The 14,348-nt window shown below is 69.5% G+C and carries 14 protein-coding genes; 4 read left to right on the top strand and 10 right to left on the bottom strand.

Annotated elements, in window-relative coordinates; genetic code table 11:
• The first annotated feature begins 21 nt into the window (after positions 1-21).
• Entirely contained in the window at positions 22-939 is a 918-nt protein-coding gene (gene nudC, locus EGK76_RS00350; RefSeq protein WP_123831103.1) for an NAD(+) diphosphatase, read from the top strand.
• Here nudC and EGK76_RS00355 read toward each other — a convergent pair.
• From EGK76_RS00355 to purD, 5 genes are all read right to left on the bottom strand, one after another.
• Positions 917-1,354, bottom strand: a complete 438-nt coding sequence (locus EGK76_RS00355; RefSeq protein ID WP_123831104.1) for a DUF2752 domain-containing protein — start codon at positions 1,352-1,354, stop codon at positions 917-919. The genes nudC and EGK76_RS00355 overlap by 23 nt on opposite strands.
• Entirely contained in the window at positions 1,354-1,734 is a 381-nt protein-coding gene (locus EGK76_RS00360; protein ID WP_123831105.1) for a CD225/dispanin family protein, read from the bottom strand. Before EGK76_RS00360 ends, EGK76_RS00355 begins: the two co-directional genes overlap by 1 nt.
• A gap of 112 nt (positions 1,735-1,846) precedes the next feature.
• Entirely contained in the window at positions 1,847-3,796 is a 1,950-nt protein-coding gene (locus EGK76_RS00365; protein ID WP_123831106.1) for an MFS transporter, read from the bottom strand.
• Between the two features lie 168 nt (positions 3,797-3,964).
• A complete protein-coding gene (locus tag EGK76_RS00370; protein ID WP_096296400.1) occupies positions 3,965-4,459 on the bottom strand; it encodes an acyl-CoA thioesterase in 495 nt (164 codons plus the stop codon).
• 25 nt (positions 4,460-4,484) lie between these two features.
• Entirely contained in the window at positions 4,485-5,789 is a 1,305-nt protein-coding gene (gene purD, locus EGK76_RS00375) for a phosphoribosylamine--glycine ligase (RefSeq protein WP_123831107.1), read from the bottom strand.
• A 140-nt stretch (positions 5,790-5,929) separates the two neighbouring features.
• Between purD and EGK76_RS00380 the strand changes: the two genes are divergently transcribed.
• Entirely contained in the window at positions 5,930-7,417 is a 1,488-nt protein-coding gene (locus EGK76_RS00380; protein WP_123831108.1) for an alanine/glycine:cation symporter family protein, read from the top strand.
• A gap of 222 nt (positions 7,418-7,639) precedes the next feature.
• Here the strand turns inward: EGK76_RS00380 and EGK76_RS00385 are convergent, their stop codons facing one another.
• The 5 genes from EGK76_RS00385 to prmA form a co-directional block, all read right to left on the bottom strand.
• Positions 7,640-8,707 carry a calcium/sodium antiporter gene (locus tag EGK76_RS00385; RefSeq protein WP_233580115.1) on the bottom strand — a complete coding sequence of 356 codons (1,068 nt, stop codon included), beginning with the start codon at positions 8,705-8,707 and terminating at the stop codon, positions 7,640-7,642.
• A 13-nt stretch (positions 8,708-8,720) separates the two neighbouring features.
• Positions 8,721-10,322: a bifunctional phosphoribosylaminoimidazolecarboxamide formyltransferase/IMP cyclohydrolase gene (gene purH / locus EGK76_RS00390; RefSeq protein WP_123831110.1), complete on the bottom strand. Its 1,602-nt coding sequence runs from the start codon at positions 10,320-10,322 to the stop codon at positions 8,721-8,723.
• 58 nt (positions 10,323-10,380) lie between these two features.
• Complete coding sequence (fis, locus tag EGK76_RS00395; protein ID WP_096296395.1) at positions 10,381-10,650, bottom strand: DNA-binding transcriptional regulator Fis; 270 nt, start codon at positions 10,648-10,650, stop codon at positions 10,381-10,383.
• 112 nt (positions 10,651-10,762) lie between these two features.
• Complete coding sequence (locus EGK76_RS00400; protein WP_123831111.1) at positions 10,763-11,761, bottom strand: DUF3426 domain-containing protein; 999 nt, start codon at positions 11,759-11,761, stop codon at positions 10,763-10,765.
• Between the two features lie 40 nt (positions 11,762-11,801).
• Positions 11,802-12,722, bottom strand: coding sequence for a 50S ribosomal protein L11 methyltransferase (prmA, locus tag EGK76_RS00405; protein ID WP_123831112.1), 921 nt, complete (start codon positions 12,720-12,722; stop codon positions 11,802-11,804).
• A 230-nt stretch (positions 12,723-12,952) separates the two neighbouring features.
• Here prmA and EGK76_RS00410 point away from each other — a divergent pair, with 230 nt between their 5' ends.
• Together EGK76_RS00410 and EGK76_RS00415 are read left to right on the top strand one after the other, a co-directional pair.
• Positions 12,953-13,909 carry a hypothetical protein gene (locus EGK76_RS00410; RefSeq protein ID WP_123831113.1) on the top strand — a complete coding sequence of 319 codons (957 nt, stop codon included), beginning with the start codon at positions 12,953-12,955 and terminating at the stop codon, positions 13,907-13,909.
• Entirely contained in the window at positions 13,906-14,343 is a 438-nt protein-coding gene (locus EGK76_RS00415; protein WP_342744079.1) for a hypothetical protein, read from the top strand. Before EGK76_RS00410 ends, EGK76_RS00415 begins: the two co-directional genes overlap by 4 nt.
• The last annotated feature ends 5 nt before the right edge of the window (positions 14,344-14,348 follow it).

Genomic DNA, 14,348 nt, shown 5'->3' on the forward strand with positions numbered 1-14,348 from the left:
GCGCCGGCCATAATCGGCCGCATGGACTTCAGCTTCGCGGACGCGCCACTCGATCGCGCCGAACACCTCCGGACCGATTCCGATGCGCTGGCACGACTGTGGCCGGATGCGCGCGTGCTGGTGCTCGACGCGAAGGGAGACGCCGGCGTCGACGCCCAGGGCATGCCGCCGGGGCTCGACGGAACCGCCGTCGGCAAGCGTCCCGCCTCTGCCGTGTTCCTCGGCCTGCATGACGGGCAGGGATGGTTCGCAGTGCCGGCCATCGATGCGCCCGGCAGGCTCGAGATGTCGGCGACGATCAGCCTGCGCGATGCTGCTGCGCAGTGGCCGGTGCGCGAGGCCAGCGCATTCGCGCAGGCCCGCGCGGTGCTGCACTGGCGCGACCGCCATCGCTACTGCGGCGCCTGCAGCGCGCCGCTCGATTACGTGCGCGCCGGATGGCTTGGACGCTGCACGGGCTGCGGGATCGAGCACTATCCGCGCACCGATCCTGCGGTGATCGTCGCGGTCAGCGATGGCAGGCGCCTGCTGCTGGGTCGACAGGCGGCGTGGGCGCCCGGGCGATACTCGACCCTGGCCGGTTTCGTCGAGCCAGGCGAGACGCTCGAGCAGACGGTGGTGCGGGAGGTGTTCGAGGAAAGCGCGGTGCGCGTGACCGGCTGCCGGTACCTGGCCTCGCAGCCGTGGCCGTTTCCGGCGTCGCTGATGCTCGGTTTCCTGGCCGATGCGTCGCCCGATACGCCCCGGGTCAACGACGAACTCGAGGACGCACGCTGGTTCGAGGCGGGAGATATCGAGCTGGCATTGCGCGATGCGCATCCCCACCTGTCGCTGTCGCCGCGGCTGTCGATTTCGCGCTGGCTCATCGCGCAGTGGTACGCGCAGCAGGTGGGCGGGCCACCCCCGCAGCAGTCGCTCAGCCCGGCGCGAGCAGGGTGAACGGCGCCCACGGCAGGTTGCGCGCGACCCAGTAGACGAGCACCAGCGCCACCCACGGCCTGGGATCGGACGCGATGCGCGCCAGGTGTTGCAGCCATGTCGGCCGCCACCCGAGGTGCCAGGCCGCGAGCAGTGGCGCCAGCGCCAGCAGCGCCAGCAGCAGCGGGTTCATCGAGAACGCGCGCGGGAGGTCGCCGTGCACCAGTGCGTGCAGGCTGCGGGTCAGGCCGCAGCCTGGGCAGTGCCAGCCGGTGGCGCTGTAGAACATGCACGCTGGAAACGGATTGCCGGGGGCATTCGGATCGAAGGTGCGCAGCAGCCACGCGCCGCCCGCCGCCAGTGCCAAGCCGCCGCCTGCGAGGGCGACGGTCGAAGCACGGATGCGGCGCGGCGCATGGCTGCCGGCCAGTGACATCAGCCGCCGACCTGCATCTGGTCGAAGATCATCTGGTACTGCTCCATGCCGCCGCCGATCGTCAGCGTGTAGATCTGCCACAGCAGGCCGATGATGCACAGGCCGGTGGTGACCCAGCACCAGGTCTTGGCGGTATTGGAAGCGCGCTGGGCGCCGGCGAGATCGCCCTGGCCGAGCAGCGTGTTGACCTTCGCCGAGAACACGATGGCGACGATGCCCGGAATCGTGCCGACGACGCAGCACAGGCAAAGCGACAGTACGGTGGCGATGATGGACCACGCGAGGTAGTTGGGGACGGTGCCCGGGGCGATCGGCGAGCCGGGAAGGGGTGCTTCCGGGATGCCGTACGAGCCGGGTGGCGGCGGCGGGATCGAACTCATCGAGAAAGCTCCTGGATGCTGGAACGGTTGGGAAACGTCGATGACCGCCGTCTGTGGACGGGGGCGTCTTACTGTAGCCCCAGAGACGCGCAAAGCGGCGTCATGGCGGGCCTCATGCGGCGTCGCCGCGCAGCATCCGCACCTGTGCTTCGAGCGCGCCTGCATCGGTCGACGTGCCGTCCTCGATCGGCGGACCGGCGACGACCTCGACGTGCGCACGCGCACGGCGCGGTAGACGCATGCGGCCCATGCGTGAATCGCGATGGCTCCACATGCTCGACCACATGCCACGCAATGCCATCGGCACCACCGGGACGCGCTGGCCGCGTTCCGCGGCCCGCGCGAGGATGCGCTCGACGCCCGATTTGAACGCGGCGATCTCGCCATCGCGGCTCAGCTTGCCTTCGGGGAAGATGCCGACCAGTTCGCCATTCGCCAGTGCGGCATCGACCGCATCGAACGCGCGCTGCATCAGTGCGGGGTCTTCCTTCGCGCCGGCGATCGGGATCGCCTTGGCGTGGCGGAAGATCCAGTGCATGCCCGGCACGTTGAAGATGCGGTAGTACATGACGAAGCGGACCGGCCGCGGGATCGCAGCCGACAGGATCAGCGCGTCCATGTAGCTGACGTGGTTGCAGACAATCAGCGCCGCACCCTCGGCCGGCACCGAGGACTCGATGTCGCGCGGATGCAGGCGATAGAGCACGCGCACCAGCAGCATGCTGACGAAGCGCATCAGGAACTCGGGCACGATCGTGAAGATCCACAGCGCAACGAGGCCGTTTGCGATCGCAAGTGCCAGGAACACCTGCGGGATGCTCAGCCCGGGCAGCGGAATACGCAGGCCGCCAACGCTGAAGCCGTCCATCTGCAACAGCACGCCGAGGATCGCGGCGGTGACGATGAACAGCGAGTTCTGGATGTTGAGGCCGGCAATGACGCGCGAGAGTTCCGACCTGGGCGTGCGGCTCTGGATCAACGCGAACAGGGGCACAACGAAAAACCCGGTGAACACGCCGATGCCGGTCAGGTCGATGACGATGCGCCAGCCGGCCCGGTCGCCGAGGAACTGCGCGATCGTCAGGCCGGTCGCGGGCGGCGCGCCTGGACGGGCGAAATACAGGTCCAGCAGGAACGCGGTGATGCCGAAGGCGCCGATCGGCACCAGGCCGATCTCGACCGAGCGCCCCGAGAGCTTCTCGCACAGCAACGAACCGACACCGACGCCGATCGAGAACAGTGCCAGCGCGAAAATGTAGAGCGCGGTGTCGTTGGCGACGCCGCCCAGGTGCAGTTCGGCGTAGGTCGGCAGCTGCGCGGTGAGCACCGTACCGACGAACCAGAACCAGGAGACGCCGAGGATCGCATTGCGTACGGCGGGCTGTCGCTTGGCCAGACGCATGATGGCGACCGATTCGGGAACCGGATTCCAGTTGACCTTGAGCGCCGGCGCGCCCGCATCGACCTTCGGGATCATGCGCGCGACGACGTTGCCCGCGATCGCCAGGACGACGATGGAGATCGCGGCGGCTTCGGGCCCGTAGCTGCCGGCGAGCTTGATCACCAGGCCGCCGTAGATCATGCCGGCGAGGATCGAGAGCGACGTGCCCATCTCGACCAGGCCGTTGCCACCTGTGAGTTCTTCGGGGCGCAGCACCGATGGCAGGATCGAATACTTCACCGGACCGAACAGTGTCGACTGCATGCCGGTCAGGAACAGCGCGACCAGCAGCACCGGCATGTTCTCGAGCAGGAAGCCCACGGCCGCGATCGACATGATCGCGATCTCCATCGCGGTCGTGATGACGATGAGCTTGTGCTTCTCGACCTTCTCCGCGATCTGGCCGGCGATCGCCGAGAACAGGAAATACGGCAGGATGAAGATCGCCGGCGCGAGATTGGTGTAGAGCGTGCGCTCGGAGAGGCTGACGCCCATGACCACGAGCAGCGCGATGATCGACTGCCGATAGACGTTGTCGTTGAATGCGCCCAGGGCCTGGACGGTGAAATACGGCATGAAACGGCGCTGCTTGAGCAGGGCGAACTGGGACTGGCCGGCCATGCAGGCTCCTTGGCGATTGCGCGGAGCCTAGCAGGCTGTCGTCCATCCACAAGCAGCGCCTACGCGTGGCCGGGCACGCACCGCCACGCGGTGTGTGCGCCGATGCAGCATCCAGCTGGCGCTTCTCGCGCGTGTCGGCCCCACATTCGCTGACCGGGCCTGCCCGGTCTAACCGATGGTGACGGTTTCCTCGCGGACCGCGCGGTAGCGGCGTTCGAGTTCCTGGCGGATCTCGCGGCGCTGGCGGCCCTGTTCGAACCGGCGCACCTCATCCGCCGTCGCAGGTTCGCGCGGCGGCACGGGCGTGGCGCGGCCGTTCTCGTCCATCGCGACCATCGTGAAGAAGCAGCTGTTGGTATGGCGCACCGCGCGGTTGCGGATGTCCTCGGTGATGACCTTGATGCCCACCTCCATCGACGTGCGACCGGTGTAGTTCACCGAGGCGAGAAAGGTCACCAGCTCGCCGACGTGGATCGGTTCGCGGAATGTCACCTGGTCGACCGACAGCGTGACCACGTAGCGGCCGGCGTAGCGGCTGGCGCAGGCGTAGGCGACCTCGTCGAGATACTTCAGCAACGTGCCGCCGTGCACGTTGCCGGAGAAGTTCGCCATGTCCGGTGTCATCAGCACGGTCATGCTGAGCTGGGCGTTGCCTGGGATCATCCCGGCGCTCCGATGGGGCGGATGGTCAGGCGGACTGCGCTTCACGCTCGCGTGCGATCGCGCGCCAGCCGATGTCGTGGCGGTGGAACTCGCCCGGCCAGGAGATCCCGGCGATCTCGCCGTAGGCGCGCTGCTGCGCGTCTTCCACGCTGCTCCCGAGCGCAGCCACGCACAGCACGCGTCCACCGGCGGTCACCGCCTGGCCGTGCGCGTCGAGCTTCGTGCCGGCATGGAAGACCTTGGTGTCGTCCAATGGCGGCGTGTCCCAGGTGTTGATGACGTCGCCGGTGCGCGGGGTGTCGGGGTAGTGCTCGGCCGCCATGACCACGCCGAGCGAGGGACGTGGATCCCACTGCGCGTCCACGCCGGCGAGCTGGCCGTCGATCGCGGCTTCGACGAGATCCAGCAGGTCGGACTGCAGGCGCAGCATGATCGGCTGGGTTTCCGGATCACCGAAGCGCACGTTGAACTCGATGACCTTGGGCGCGCCATGCGCATCGATCATCAGGCCGGCATAAAGGAAGCCGGTGAACGGCACGCCGTCGGCGGCCATGCCGGCCACGGTCGGCTCGACCACCTCGCGCATGATCCGCGCATGCACCTCGGGCGTGACCACCGGGGCGGGCGAATACGCGCCCATGCCGCCGGTGTTGGGGCCGGTGTCGCCGTCGCCGACGCGCTTGTGGTCCTGGCTGGTCGCCATCGGCAAGGCCGTCGCGCCGTCGACGATGGAGATGAAGCTCGCTTCCTCGCCATCGAGAAATTCCTCGATCACCACGCGTGCGCCGGCCGCGCCGAACGCATTGCCCGAGAGCATGTCGGCGATCGCGGTCTCGGCTTCTTCCAGCGACATGGCCACGATCACGCCCTTGCCGGCCGCCAGGCCGTCGGCCTTGATGACGATCGGCGCGCCGTGCTGGCGCACGTATTCGACCGCGGTGTCGGCATCGGTGAACACCGCATAGCCCGCGGTGGGAATGTCGTGGCGGGCGAGGAAGTCCTTGGCGAAGGCCTTGCTGCCCTCAAGTTGGGCGGCCGCCGCGGTCGGTCCGAAGATGCGCAGGCCCGCTTCACGGAACCGGTCGACGATGCCGGCCACCAGCGGCGCCTCGGGCCCGACCACGGTCACCGCCACCCCTTCCTCGCGCGCCAGCGAGAGCAGTGCGTCGAGATCGGTCGCAGCGACATCGACGTTGCGGCAGCCGGCTTCCTTCGCGGTGCCGGCATTGCCGGGCGCGACCAGCACTTCGCCAACCTGCGGCGATTGCGCGAGCTTCCAGGCAAGCGCGTGTTCGCGACCGCCGGAACCGATGACGAGGACCTTCTTCATGCGCGACAGACCGGGTGCAGAGGGGGCCCCAGTTTACGGCGTCGCACCGTCCGGGTCTTGGTTGCATCGTGATGCGGGCTGCCTGTCAGTAGGCCAAATGCTAGGCTCCCACGCCCCACCGCAGATAGTGATGTCCGCCGATGGATCTGCTCCAGCTGATCGAAAACATCCTCTCGCCCGTCGTCAACGGCATCAATGGGGTTCTGTGGAACTACGTGCTGGTGGGCGTGTTGCCGCTGGTGGGACTGTGGTTCAGCGCCTCGCTCGGCTTCATCCAGCTGCGGCGGTTTCCGAAGATGCTCTCCGGGATGGTGCGCAGCACGGGAGGCGACAACGCAGGCATCTCGCCGCTGCAATCGCTGAGCACGAGCCTGGCCTCGCGCGTGGGCACCGGCAATATCGTCGGCGTCGCGATCGCGCTTGGTGTCGGGGGGCCCGGTGCGATCTTCTGGATGTGGGTCGTCGCCATCTTCGGCATGGCGACGGCCTATGTAGAGAGCGCCCTGGCGCAGTTGTACAAGCGCCGCGATGCCGCAGGCCACTACCGCGGCGGGCCCGCGCTGTACATGGCCTACGGCCTGGGCAAGCCCTGGCTGGGGGCGATTTTCTCGGTCTGCCTGATCGTGGCCTTCGGTTTCGTGTTCAGCGCAGTGCAGGCCAATTCGATCTCAGAGGCGGTCTCCAGCGCCTGGAGCGTTCCGCCGGGCTGGACCGCGACGGTGCTCGTTGCGCTCACAGCCGCGGTGATCTTCGGCGGGCTGCGGCGCGTGGCGCGGATCTCGGAACTGGTGGTTCCGGTGATGGCAGTGGCGTATCTGGCGCTCGCGGCGTGGGTAGTCCTCGGCAACATCACGCAGCTGCCGGCGTTGCTGTCGCTGATCGTGCGTAGTGCCTTCGGTCTCGACCAGGCCGCCGGCGGCGTGCTCGGCGGGCTTGCGGTCGCGCTGCTCAACGGCGTCAAGCGCGGGCTGTTCTCCAACGAGGCCGGCATGGGCAGCGCGCCCAACATCGCGGCCTCGGCGACGCCGTCGCCGCACCACCCGGCCAGCCAGGGCCTGATCCAGGCCTTTGGCGTGTTCGTCGACACCCTCATGGTCTGCACCGCCACCGCGCTGATGATCCTGCTCTCGGGCGTACTCGGCACCGGTGGCGGCGACGGCGTCGCGCTGACCCAGCAGGCGATGGCGGTGCATTTCGGCAGCTGGGGTCCGACCTTCGTCGCGATCGCACTGGCGCTGTTCGCACTGACCTCGATCCTGGGCAACTACGCCTACGCCGAAAGCGCGGTGGTGTTCCTGCGCGGCGGCCGTATCGGCATGGCCCTGCTGCGCATTGGTTGCCTGGCGATGGTGGCCTGGGGCTCATTCGCAAAACTCGACATCGTCTGGAACACCGCCGACGCGGCGATGGGCATCATGGCGATGGTGAACCTGCTGGCGATCGTGCTGCTGTCGGGGGTGGCAATCAAACTGACCCGCGACTACGACCGCAAGATCCGCGCCGGCGATCGATCGCCGCGGCTCGACGCCGACGATTTCCCCGAACTCGGGGATTCGATCGATCGCAGTATCTGGACCGCGACACCCACCGCGCCGCCGCTCGTGAAACCTGTCACGAAGGACGAATAGCGTTCTCGCGGCGGCGCGGACGCCGGGAGGTCGCCGTCACCGATTCCGCCTCGATCGCTTGGCGCCGCGCGATCGCACCGCAGGTGGAGCGCGTACGGGCCGGACAGGCGTCGATGCGGAATCCGACGCCGGCGGCGCCGCATGCCGGCCGCCGCGCGCGCGATGCGCATCCGCTGCGACGAGCCCCGGGTCGCGATCGTCTCCCGGCCGGTCGATGCGCCGTCAGGCGCGGCGCCGACGCTGATAACGCCAGGCGCGTGCAGCCAGCAGTGCGAGCGTGATCGCCGTAAGCGGCACCACGAAGCCCATCATCACCATGCTGTAGGCCGGCAGCGCGTGGTAATGCGCGCTACGCAGCAGCAGATAGGCGGTGTAGGCGATGTAGTAGGCCACGAACAGCGCGCCTTCCCAGCGCCGCACCCGGAAGCCGGTGAAGAAGATCGGCAGGCAGGCGAGCGCCACCGCGGTCATCACGGGCAGGTCGAAGCGCAGAACGGCCGGCCCCACGCTGATATCCGTCGGCGACAATGCCGCGGTCGCGCCCAGCACCAGCAGCAGGTTGAAGATGCAGCTGCCGACGATATTGCCGACCGCCATGTCGCGCTGCCCGCGCACAGTCGCAAGGATCGACGTGGCGAGCTCCGGCAGCGAGGTCCCCACCGCGACCACGGTCAGGCCGATCACCATCTCGCTGACGCCCAGCAGTTCCGCGATCCTGACCGCCCCGCCCACCAGCCAGCGCGCGCCGAGCACCAGCAGCGCCAGTCCGGCGAGCACGTACAGCGCATCGCGCCACCACACCGGCGCCACCGTATCCCCTTGGGTCCCGGCGTCCCCATGCGGCTGGCGCTTGGCCAGCCACAGCAGCAGTCCGACGTAGGCGAGCGCCAGCGCCAGCAACCCGATGCCTTCGCCGCGCCCCAGATCGCCGTCGAGCGACAGGCCGAACACCAGCAGCGACACGCCGAGCATGATCGGTACGTCCATCCGCACCAGTTGCTGCGACACCGTCAGCGGCGCAATCAGCGCGGTCAGGCCGAGAATCAGCAGCACGTTTGCGATGTTGCTGCCGATGACGTTGCCGAGCGCGATGTCCGGCGAGCCCGACAGCGCCGCGCCGATGCTGGTCGCAAGCTCGGGCGCACTCGTGCCGACGGCGACCACGGTCAGCCCGATGACCAGCGGCGACAATCCGCTCGCGGCGGCCAGGCGCGCGGCGCCACGCACCAGCAGGTCGGCACCGCCCACGAGCAGTGCGAACCCCGCAAGCAGCATGCCGACCGTGATCACCCCGGATCCGGCGTCAGTGGCGGAAGTGCCGCACGCCGGTGAACACCATCGCGATGCCATGTTCGTCGGCCGCGGCGATCACCTCGGAGTCGCGCATCGAACCGCCCGGCTGGATCACCGCGGCGATGCCGGCCTCGGCGGCCGCGTCGATGCCGTCGCGGAACGGGAAGAACGCATCCGACGCCATCACCGAGCCGGGTACGACCAGACCCGCGTCTGCAGCCTTGATACCGGCGATACGCGCCGAATACACGCGGCTCATCTGGCCGGCGCCCACGCCGATCGTGCGATGGTCCTTGGCGTAGACGATCGCGTTGGACTTCACGAACTTGGCGACCTTCCAGGCGAACAGCAGGTCCGCGAACTGCGCCTCGCTCGGCACGCGCTGGCTGACCACCCGGAGGTTTTCGCGGGTCACGTCGCGCAGGTCGGCGCTCTGCATCAGCAGGCCCGAGCCGACGCGCTTCACGTCCACCGTGTTGTGGCCGTCGCCATGCGGAATGCGCAGCACGCGCACGTTGGCCTTCTTCTTCGCGTAGTCGAGCGCCGCGGGCTCGTAATCGGGCGCGATCAGCACTTCGACGAACTGGCGGTCGAGGATGACCTTCGCGCTCGCTGCATCGAGCGTGCGGTTGAACGCGATGATGCCGCCGAACGCCGATGTCGGATCGGTCGCATAGGCGAGCTCGTAGGCATCGCCGCAGGCCGCGCCCACGGCGACACCGCAGGGATTGGCGTGCTTGACGATCACGCAGGCGGGCGCGTCGAACTGGCGCACGCACTCCCACGCCGCGTCGGCGTCGGCGATGTTGTTGTACGAGAGTTCCTTGCCCTGCAGCTGCTCGAACGTCGCCAGGGTGCCGGGCGCGGGATGCAGGTCGCGATAGAACGCGGCCTGCTGGTGCGGATTCTCGCCGTAGCGCAGGTCCATGAGCTTGACGAAGTTGCTGTTGCTCTGGCCGCCGAAGGCCGCGCGCTGCGCGGCGCCGGCATCGGAGGGCTCGTCGATCGACGACAGCACGTCGCTTATCCGCGCATCGTACTGGGCGACCCGGTTGAACGCGGCGACGGCCAGCCTGAAGCGCGTCGCTGCCGACAGCGCCCCGTCATTGGCATCGAGTTCGGCCAGCAGCGCGTCGTACTGCGCCGGATCGGTCGCAACCGCGACATGGGCGAAGTTCTTCGCCGCCGCGCGCAGCATCGCCGGGCCGCCGATGTCAATGTTCTCGACGATGTCGTCGAACTTCGCATCGGCCGCGTAGGCCACGCGCTCGAAGGGATAGAGGTTCAGCACCAGCAGGTCGATCGCCTCGATGCCGTGTTCGGCCATCACCGCGTCGTCGGTGCCGCGGCGCCCGAGCAGGCCACCGTGCACCTTCGGGTGCAGGGTCTTGACCCGGCCATCCATGATTTCCGGAAAGCCGGTCACATCGCTGACGTCGCGCACCGGCAGGCCGGCCTCGCGCAGCGCCTTCGCGGTGCCGCCGGTCGACAGCAGTTCGACGTCGCGCGCGGCAAGGGCGCGGGCCAGATCGATCAGGCCGGTCTTGTCGGAGACGGACAGCAGGGCGCGACGGATCGTGGTCGTCGCGCCGGACGGAGCGGAAGCGGTCATGGCAGTGTGCTGCAGGCGGGGAGCCGGCAATTATAGCGGCGGCACCGCAGCAGGCCGCTCAGACCAGGCCGTACTCGCGCAGCTTCTTGCGCAGCGTCGCCCGGTGGATGCCGAGCATGGCCGAGGCTCGACTCTGGTTGCCGTCGCAGAAATTCAGGACCTCCACGAACAGCGGAATCTCCAGCTCGCGCAGCGCGACCTCGTAGAGGTTGTCGGTCTCGTTGCCGTTGAGGTCACCGAGGTAGCGCTGGATCGACGCGGCGACATGGTCGCGCAGCGGCGTACGTGGCGCCTCGCGCGTCGGGCTGTCGGTGCGGTCTGCGTTCAATTCGATTCTCGAAAGGTACGGCGTCGGCGGCGCCGTCGACGCAGGGGGCGACGGTCCAGAACGTGGCGGCAGGGCAGTCTATCGCGCGGCCCGGACACCTGCCAGCGCGCGATCAGAGGAAATCGAAGGCGAACGAGACCGCGGCACCCTCGGGCTCGCGCAGGTGCAGGCGTACCTGCGCGCTGTGTCCGGGCGCCAGGGTGGGCGCTGTCGGCGTGGTCTCGAGATAGTCCTCGGCGGCGAACACGCGGCTGCCGACCGGGCGGCCGTCGATGTCCGACAAGGTGAGTCGCAGGCGGGGCCAGGCCTGGGCCCAGCGCGCATCGTTGCGGAACGTCGCGACCGCCAGCAGGCGACCGTCCTGGTCCGGATCGGGGCGCACGTCGCGCGCGAGCAGGGTCAGCGCCGCGGGCTCGTGCCACGGCGGCAGGCTGCAACGCAGCACGGCACACAGGGCCGTCAGCGTTGGCCGCCAGCCCGGATCGGCGGCGAGACGCGCGCGGTCGGCGACCACGATCTGCAGGCCGAGCAGGAGCGCCAGCGCGACGAGCGCGACCGACAGCGCACGGCGCTGTCCGTCGACCGGCGCAGCGCGCGTCCCTGCGCCGACCCGCACGAAGCTCGGCGAGGCGCGCGACGATGCGATGGCCGAAACCGCAGCGGGGGGCGAGGTGGGCGCTGCCGGCGATGCCCCGGACGCAAGCGCAGCATGGTCCGCACTGTCTGCGGAACCGCGAGCCGGGGCCGGGATGACGGGGGTGGGCTCGGGGGCGGGCTCGGGGGCGGGCTCGGGGGTCGCCGCCGACGCTGCGGCGCGCGTCGGCGGCGTGGGTGGCGCCTCGGGGTCGGCCTGGGCGGCCGCGGGACGTTCGCGTGCCGCGTCCGCAGCGGACGCGGCCGCTACGGCCGCGGGACGTCCAGATGCCTCCGCCGCGCCGGTGGCGACCGCTTCGCCTGTCGCCACCGGTCGCAGCAGGCTGGCCACCGAGACCTGCTGCGCCGATGCGGCACTGCGCAGCACGCCCCGGCAGCGCGGACAGCGCTCCGGGGGCAGATCGGTCGCCGGCTCGGTGGCGACCAGCGCACCGCAGTGCTTGCAGTTGATGAACATGCGGCTATTGAATCACGCGCCGCGGGACCGTCGCGCTGGATCAGCCCGATTTGCGCACGCCGTCGATCCGCACCCAGTCGCCCTCGCGGGTCACCGCAAGCTGCTCGAACCAGGGGCGGTAGCGGCGCAGCAGCTCTTCCTCCTGGCCATCGAGAATTCCCGACAGTGCGATGCGTCCACCGGGCGCCACGCGCTGCGCCAGGGTCTCGGCCAGTGCATCGAGTGCGCTGGCGAGGATGTTGGCCACGACCACCGGGTAGGTCGCGTCCGGGGCGTCGGTGGGCAGGAAGACCTCCAGCGCCGGACCCACTTCGTTGCGGTCGGCGTTGTCGCGCGAAGCGATGAGCGCCTGCGGGTCGTTGTCGATGCCGACCGCGCCCGCGGCGCCGAGCTTGAGCGCAGCCAGGGCGAGAATGCCGCTGCCGCAACCGTAGTCGAGCACGTTGGCGCCAGCGAGCGCGCCCTCGGCGGACAGCGCATCGAGCCACTGCAGGCACAGCGATGTGGTCGGATGCGTGCCCGAGCCGAAAGCCAGGCCCGGATCGAGCCGGACCACCGCCGCGTCAGGGCCGGCGGCCTCGGGCAGGTCCGCGTTCCACGGCACGATCCAGGTCCGGGCGCCGAACTGCAACGGCGCGTACTGGTCCATCCACGCGCGTTCCCAGTCCTGGTCCTCGACCTTGCGGAAGCCGGCGCGACTCCAGTCCAGGGTCGCATCGAGGGCTTCCAGATCGGCCAGCAGCGCCAGCGCATCGGTGTCGGCCTCGAACAGCGCCGTCAGCACGATCGCGCGCCACAACGGGGTCTCGCCGACGCCGGGCTCGAGGATCGCCTGCTCGTCGGTGGTGTCGGCATCGGCATCGAGCATCGTCACCGCCAGGGCGCCGACGTCCTCGAGTACCTGCGCATAGGTCGGCTGCTCGGCTTCAGTGCAGCGCAGAGTCAGTTCGAGGAAGGGCATGGCGGATCCAGGGGGGAGGGGGCCGGGCATCTTGGTCCGCCCGCCGATGCGCGTAAAGGGTCGGGGTGCCGCAGCGCGGGGGGCAGCTGCGGCCCGGGCACGCTTGTCGCCCGCTGCGCGCGGCAACGCGCCCCTGTCGGGCCAGGCAGCGGCAGTCGGCTAGAATTCGCGCGAAACCCGCCGCCGACGGTAGGTCGGCCGGGCCGCAGGGACCTCACGTGACCGTTCGAATGTTCGCCGCCATTGTGTTGTTGAGCGTCCTCGCCGCGGGTCTGGCGATGTGGCGCCCGGCCGCGCCAGTGGCCGCCAGCACCGATGGGGACGACTGGAGCGAGGCACCGGTTGGCGAGACGCTGGGCACGCCCACCCCGGAGCTGGCGGCGCCGCAGATCCCGCCGCGCGCGACTGCTGTCCGCCCGCCGGCCCCGACGCGCCCGCTGCCGCAGGCCTTCGAGGCGGCCGAGGATCTGTTCGCCTTCCGCCAGCAGCTGCGGCCAATGGCTGACCGGGGCGATGCCGAGGCACGCTGGATGCTGAGCCGGGTCGACGAGTACTGCGCGCCGTTCGCCCGGGATCCCGCCGGTTTCGCCCGCGACAGCGCCCTCATCGACAGCATGCAGCTCGATGCGGCGCGCACGCTCGGCGCCGCGCGCGGCCGGATCGGGACGCGCTGCGGGCGATTCGTTCCGGCCGATGCGCCGACGTTCGTGCAACTGGTCGAGAGGCGCCGCGACGCCGCCGAGGCCGGCAGCCTCGCGGCCGAAGCCGCGTTGCTGGCGATGGGCGCACCGCTGTCGGAGGACATGGACTACCGGCGTGGCCTGGTCGAACGCGTGCAGATATCGCGCGATCCCGAAGCCTTCGCCGCGCTGTCGCCGGCCATGGGCGTGGCGGCGAGCGGTGATGTGGCGCTGGCCGACACCGTCGCCGGCACCCAGGCCAGCGAGTTCGCCTGGCAGCTCGCTGCCTGCGATCTGGGCCTCGACTGCAGCTCGGGCGGCGCATTGATGACCCAGTACTGCGCCAACGGCGGTATCTGCGCGCGCGATGCACGTCAGGATTTCTCCAGCTTCGTCCGTGACGCGGCGGTGCCGCGGCAAGGTGCGGAAGCGATCGATCGCATGAAAAAAACCCTGGTCGAGGACGCCCCCGAGTCCCGACACCTGCTCGAAATGGTGATGAGATGAGACGAATCCTTCCCCGCAAGCTCCGGGCCTGGCTCTGGGTGGCTTTGTTCGTCGGCTATTCGGTGGCGGTGGCCGGCGTGGTCGTCGATGCAGTCAGCGACAACTACCGGCGCCTGTCGGAGGTTGCCGCAACCACCACGGCCGCGCCGCTCGAACAACGCCAGCTCGGCGCGGCGCAGATCGCCGCGCTCTATCGTGCGCAGAGTCCGACGCCGTTCCTAGCGCTGCCGCCGGGCAACACGTTCCGCGTGGTGTGGCCGGATGGTTCGACCGAGCTGGTACGCATCGTCAGCCAGTCGAGCGCGCATGGCGCGTTGCCGGTCGAGGGCAGTCAGATCGAGGCGACGCCGGTGCTCGACGGCGCCCACGCCGAGCTGCGGGTGCTTCCGGTATCGGCCGCGCCACCGCGGACTCCGCGAGCGCCGACTGACTGACACGC

Origin of the sequence: Luteimonas sp. 100069 (genome assembly GCF_003813845.1) — a bacterium.
Lineage (GTDB): Bacteria > Pseudomonadota > Gammaproteobacteria > Xanthomonadales > Xanthomonadaceae > Luteimonas > Luteimonas chenhongjianii.

Bases quoted from the DNA above. Each gene is read 5' to 3' on its own strand.
- purH (WP_123831110.1), bottom strand. From the start codon at position 10,322: ATGACCGCTTCCGCTCCGTCCGGCGCGACGACCACGATCCGTCGCGCC.
- EGK76_RS00380 (WP_123831108.1), top strand. From the start codon at position 5,930: ATGGATCTGCTCCAGCTGATCGAAAACATCCTCTCGCCCGTCGTCAAC.
- nudC (WP_123831103.1), top strand. From the start codon at position 22: ATGGACTTCAGCTTCGCGGACGCGCCACTCGATCGCGCCGAACACCTC.
- EGK76_RS00370 (WP_096296400.1), bottom strand. From the start codon at position 4,459: ATGATCCCAGGCAACGCCCAGCTCAGCATGACCGTGCTGATGACACCG.
- EGK76_RS00400 (WP_123831111.1), bottom strand. From the start codon at position 11,761: ATGTTCATCAACTGCAAGCACTGCGGTGCGCTGGTCGCCACCGAGCCG.
- prmA (WP_123831112.1), bottom strand. From the start codon at position 12,722: ATGCCCTTCCTCGAACTGACTCTGCGCTGCACTGAAGCCGAGCAGCCG.
- EGK76_RS00355 (WP_123831104.1), bottom strand. From the start codon at position 1,354: ATGTCACTGGCCGGCAGCCATGCGCCGCGCCGCATCCGTGCTTCGACC.
- purD (WP_123831107.1), bottom strand. From the start codon at position 5,789: ATGAAGAAGGTCCTCGTCATCGGTTCCGGCGGTCGCGAACACGCGCTT.
- EGK76_RS00360 (WP_123831105.1), bottom strand. From the start codon at position 1,734: ATGAGTTCGATCCCGCCGCCGCCACCCGGCTCGTACGGCATCCCGGAA.
- EGK76_RS00365 (WP_123831106.1), bottom strand. From the start codon at position 3,796: ATGGCCGGCCAGTCCCAGTTCGCCCTGCTCAAGCAGCGCCGTTTCATG.
- EGK76_RS00410 (WP_123831113.1), top strand. From the start codon at position 12,953: ATGTTCGCCGCCATTGTGTTGTTGAGCGTCCTCGCCGCGGGTCTGGCG.
- EGK76_RS00415 (WP_342744079.1), top strand. From the start codon at position 13,906: ATGAGACGAATCCTTCCCCGCAAGCTCCGGGCCTGGCTCTGGGTGGCT.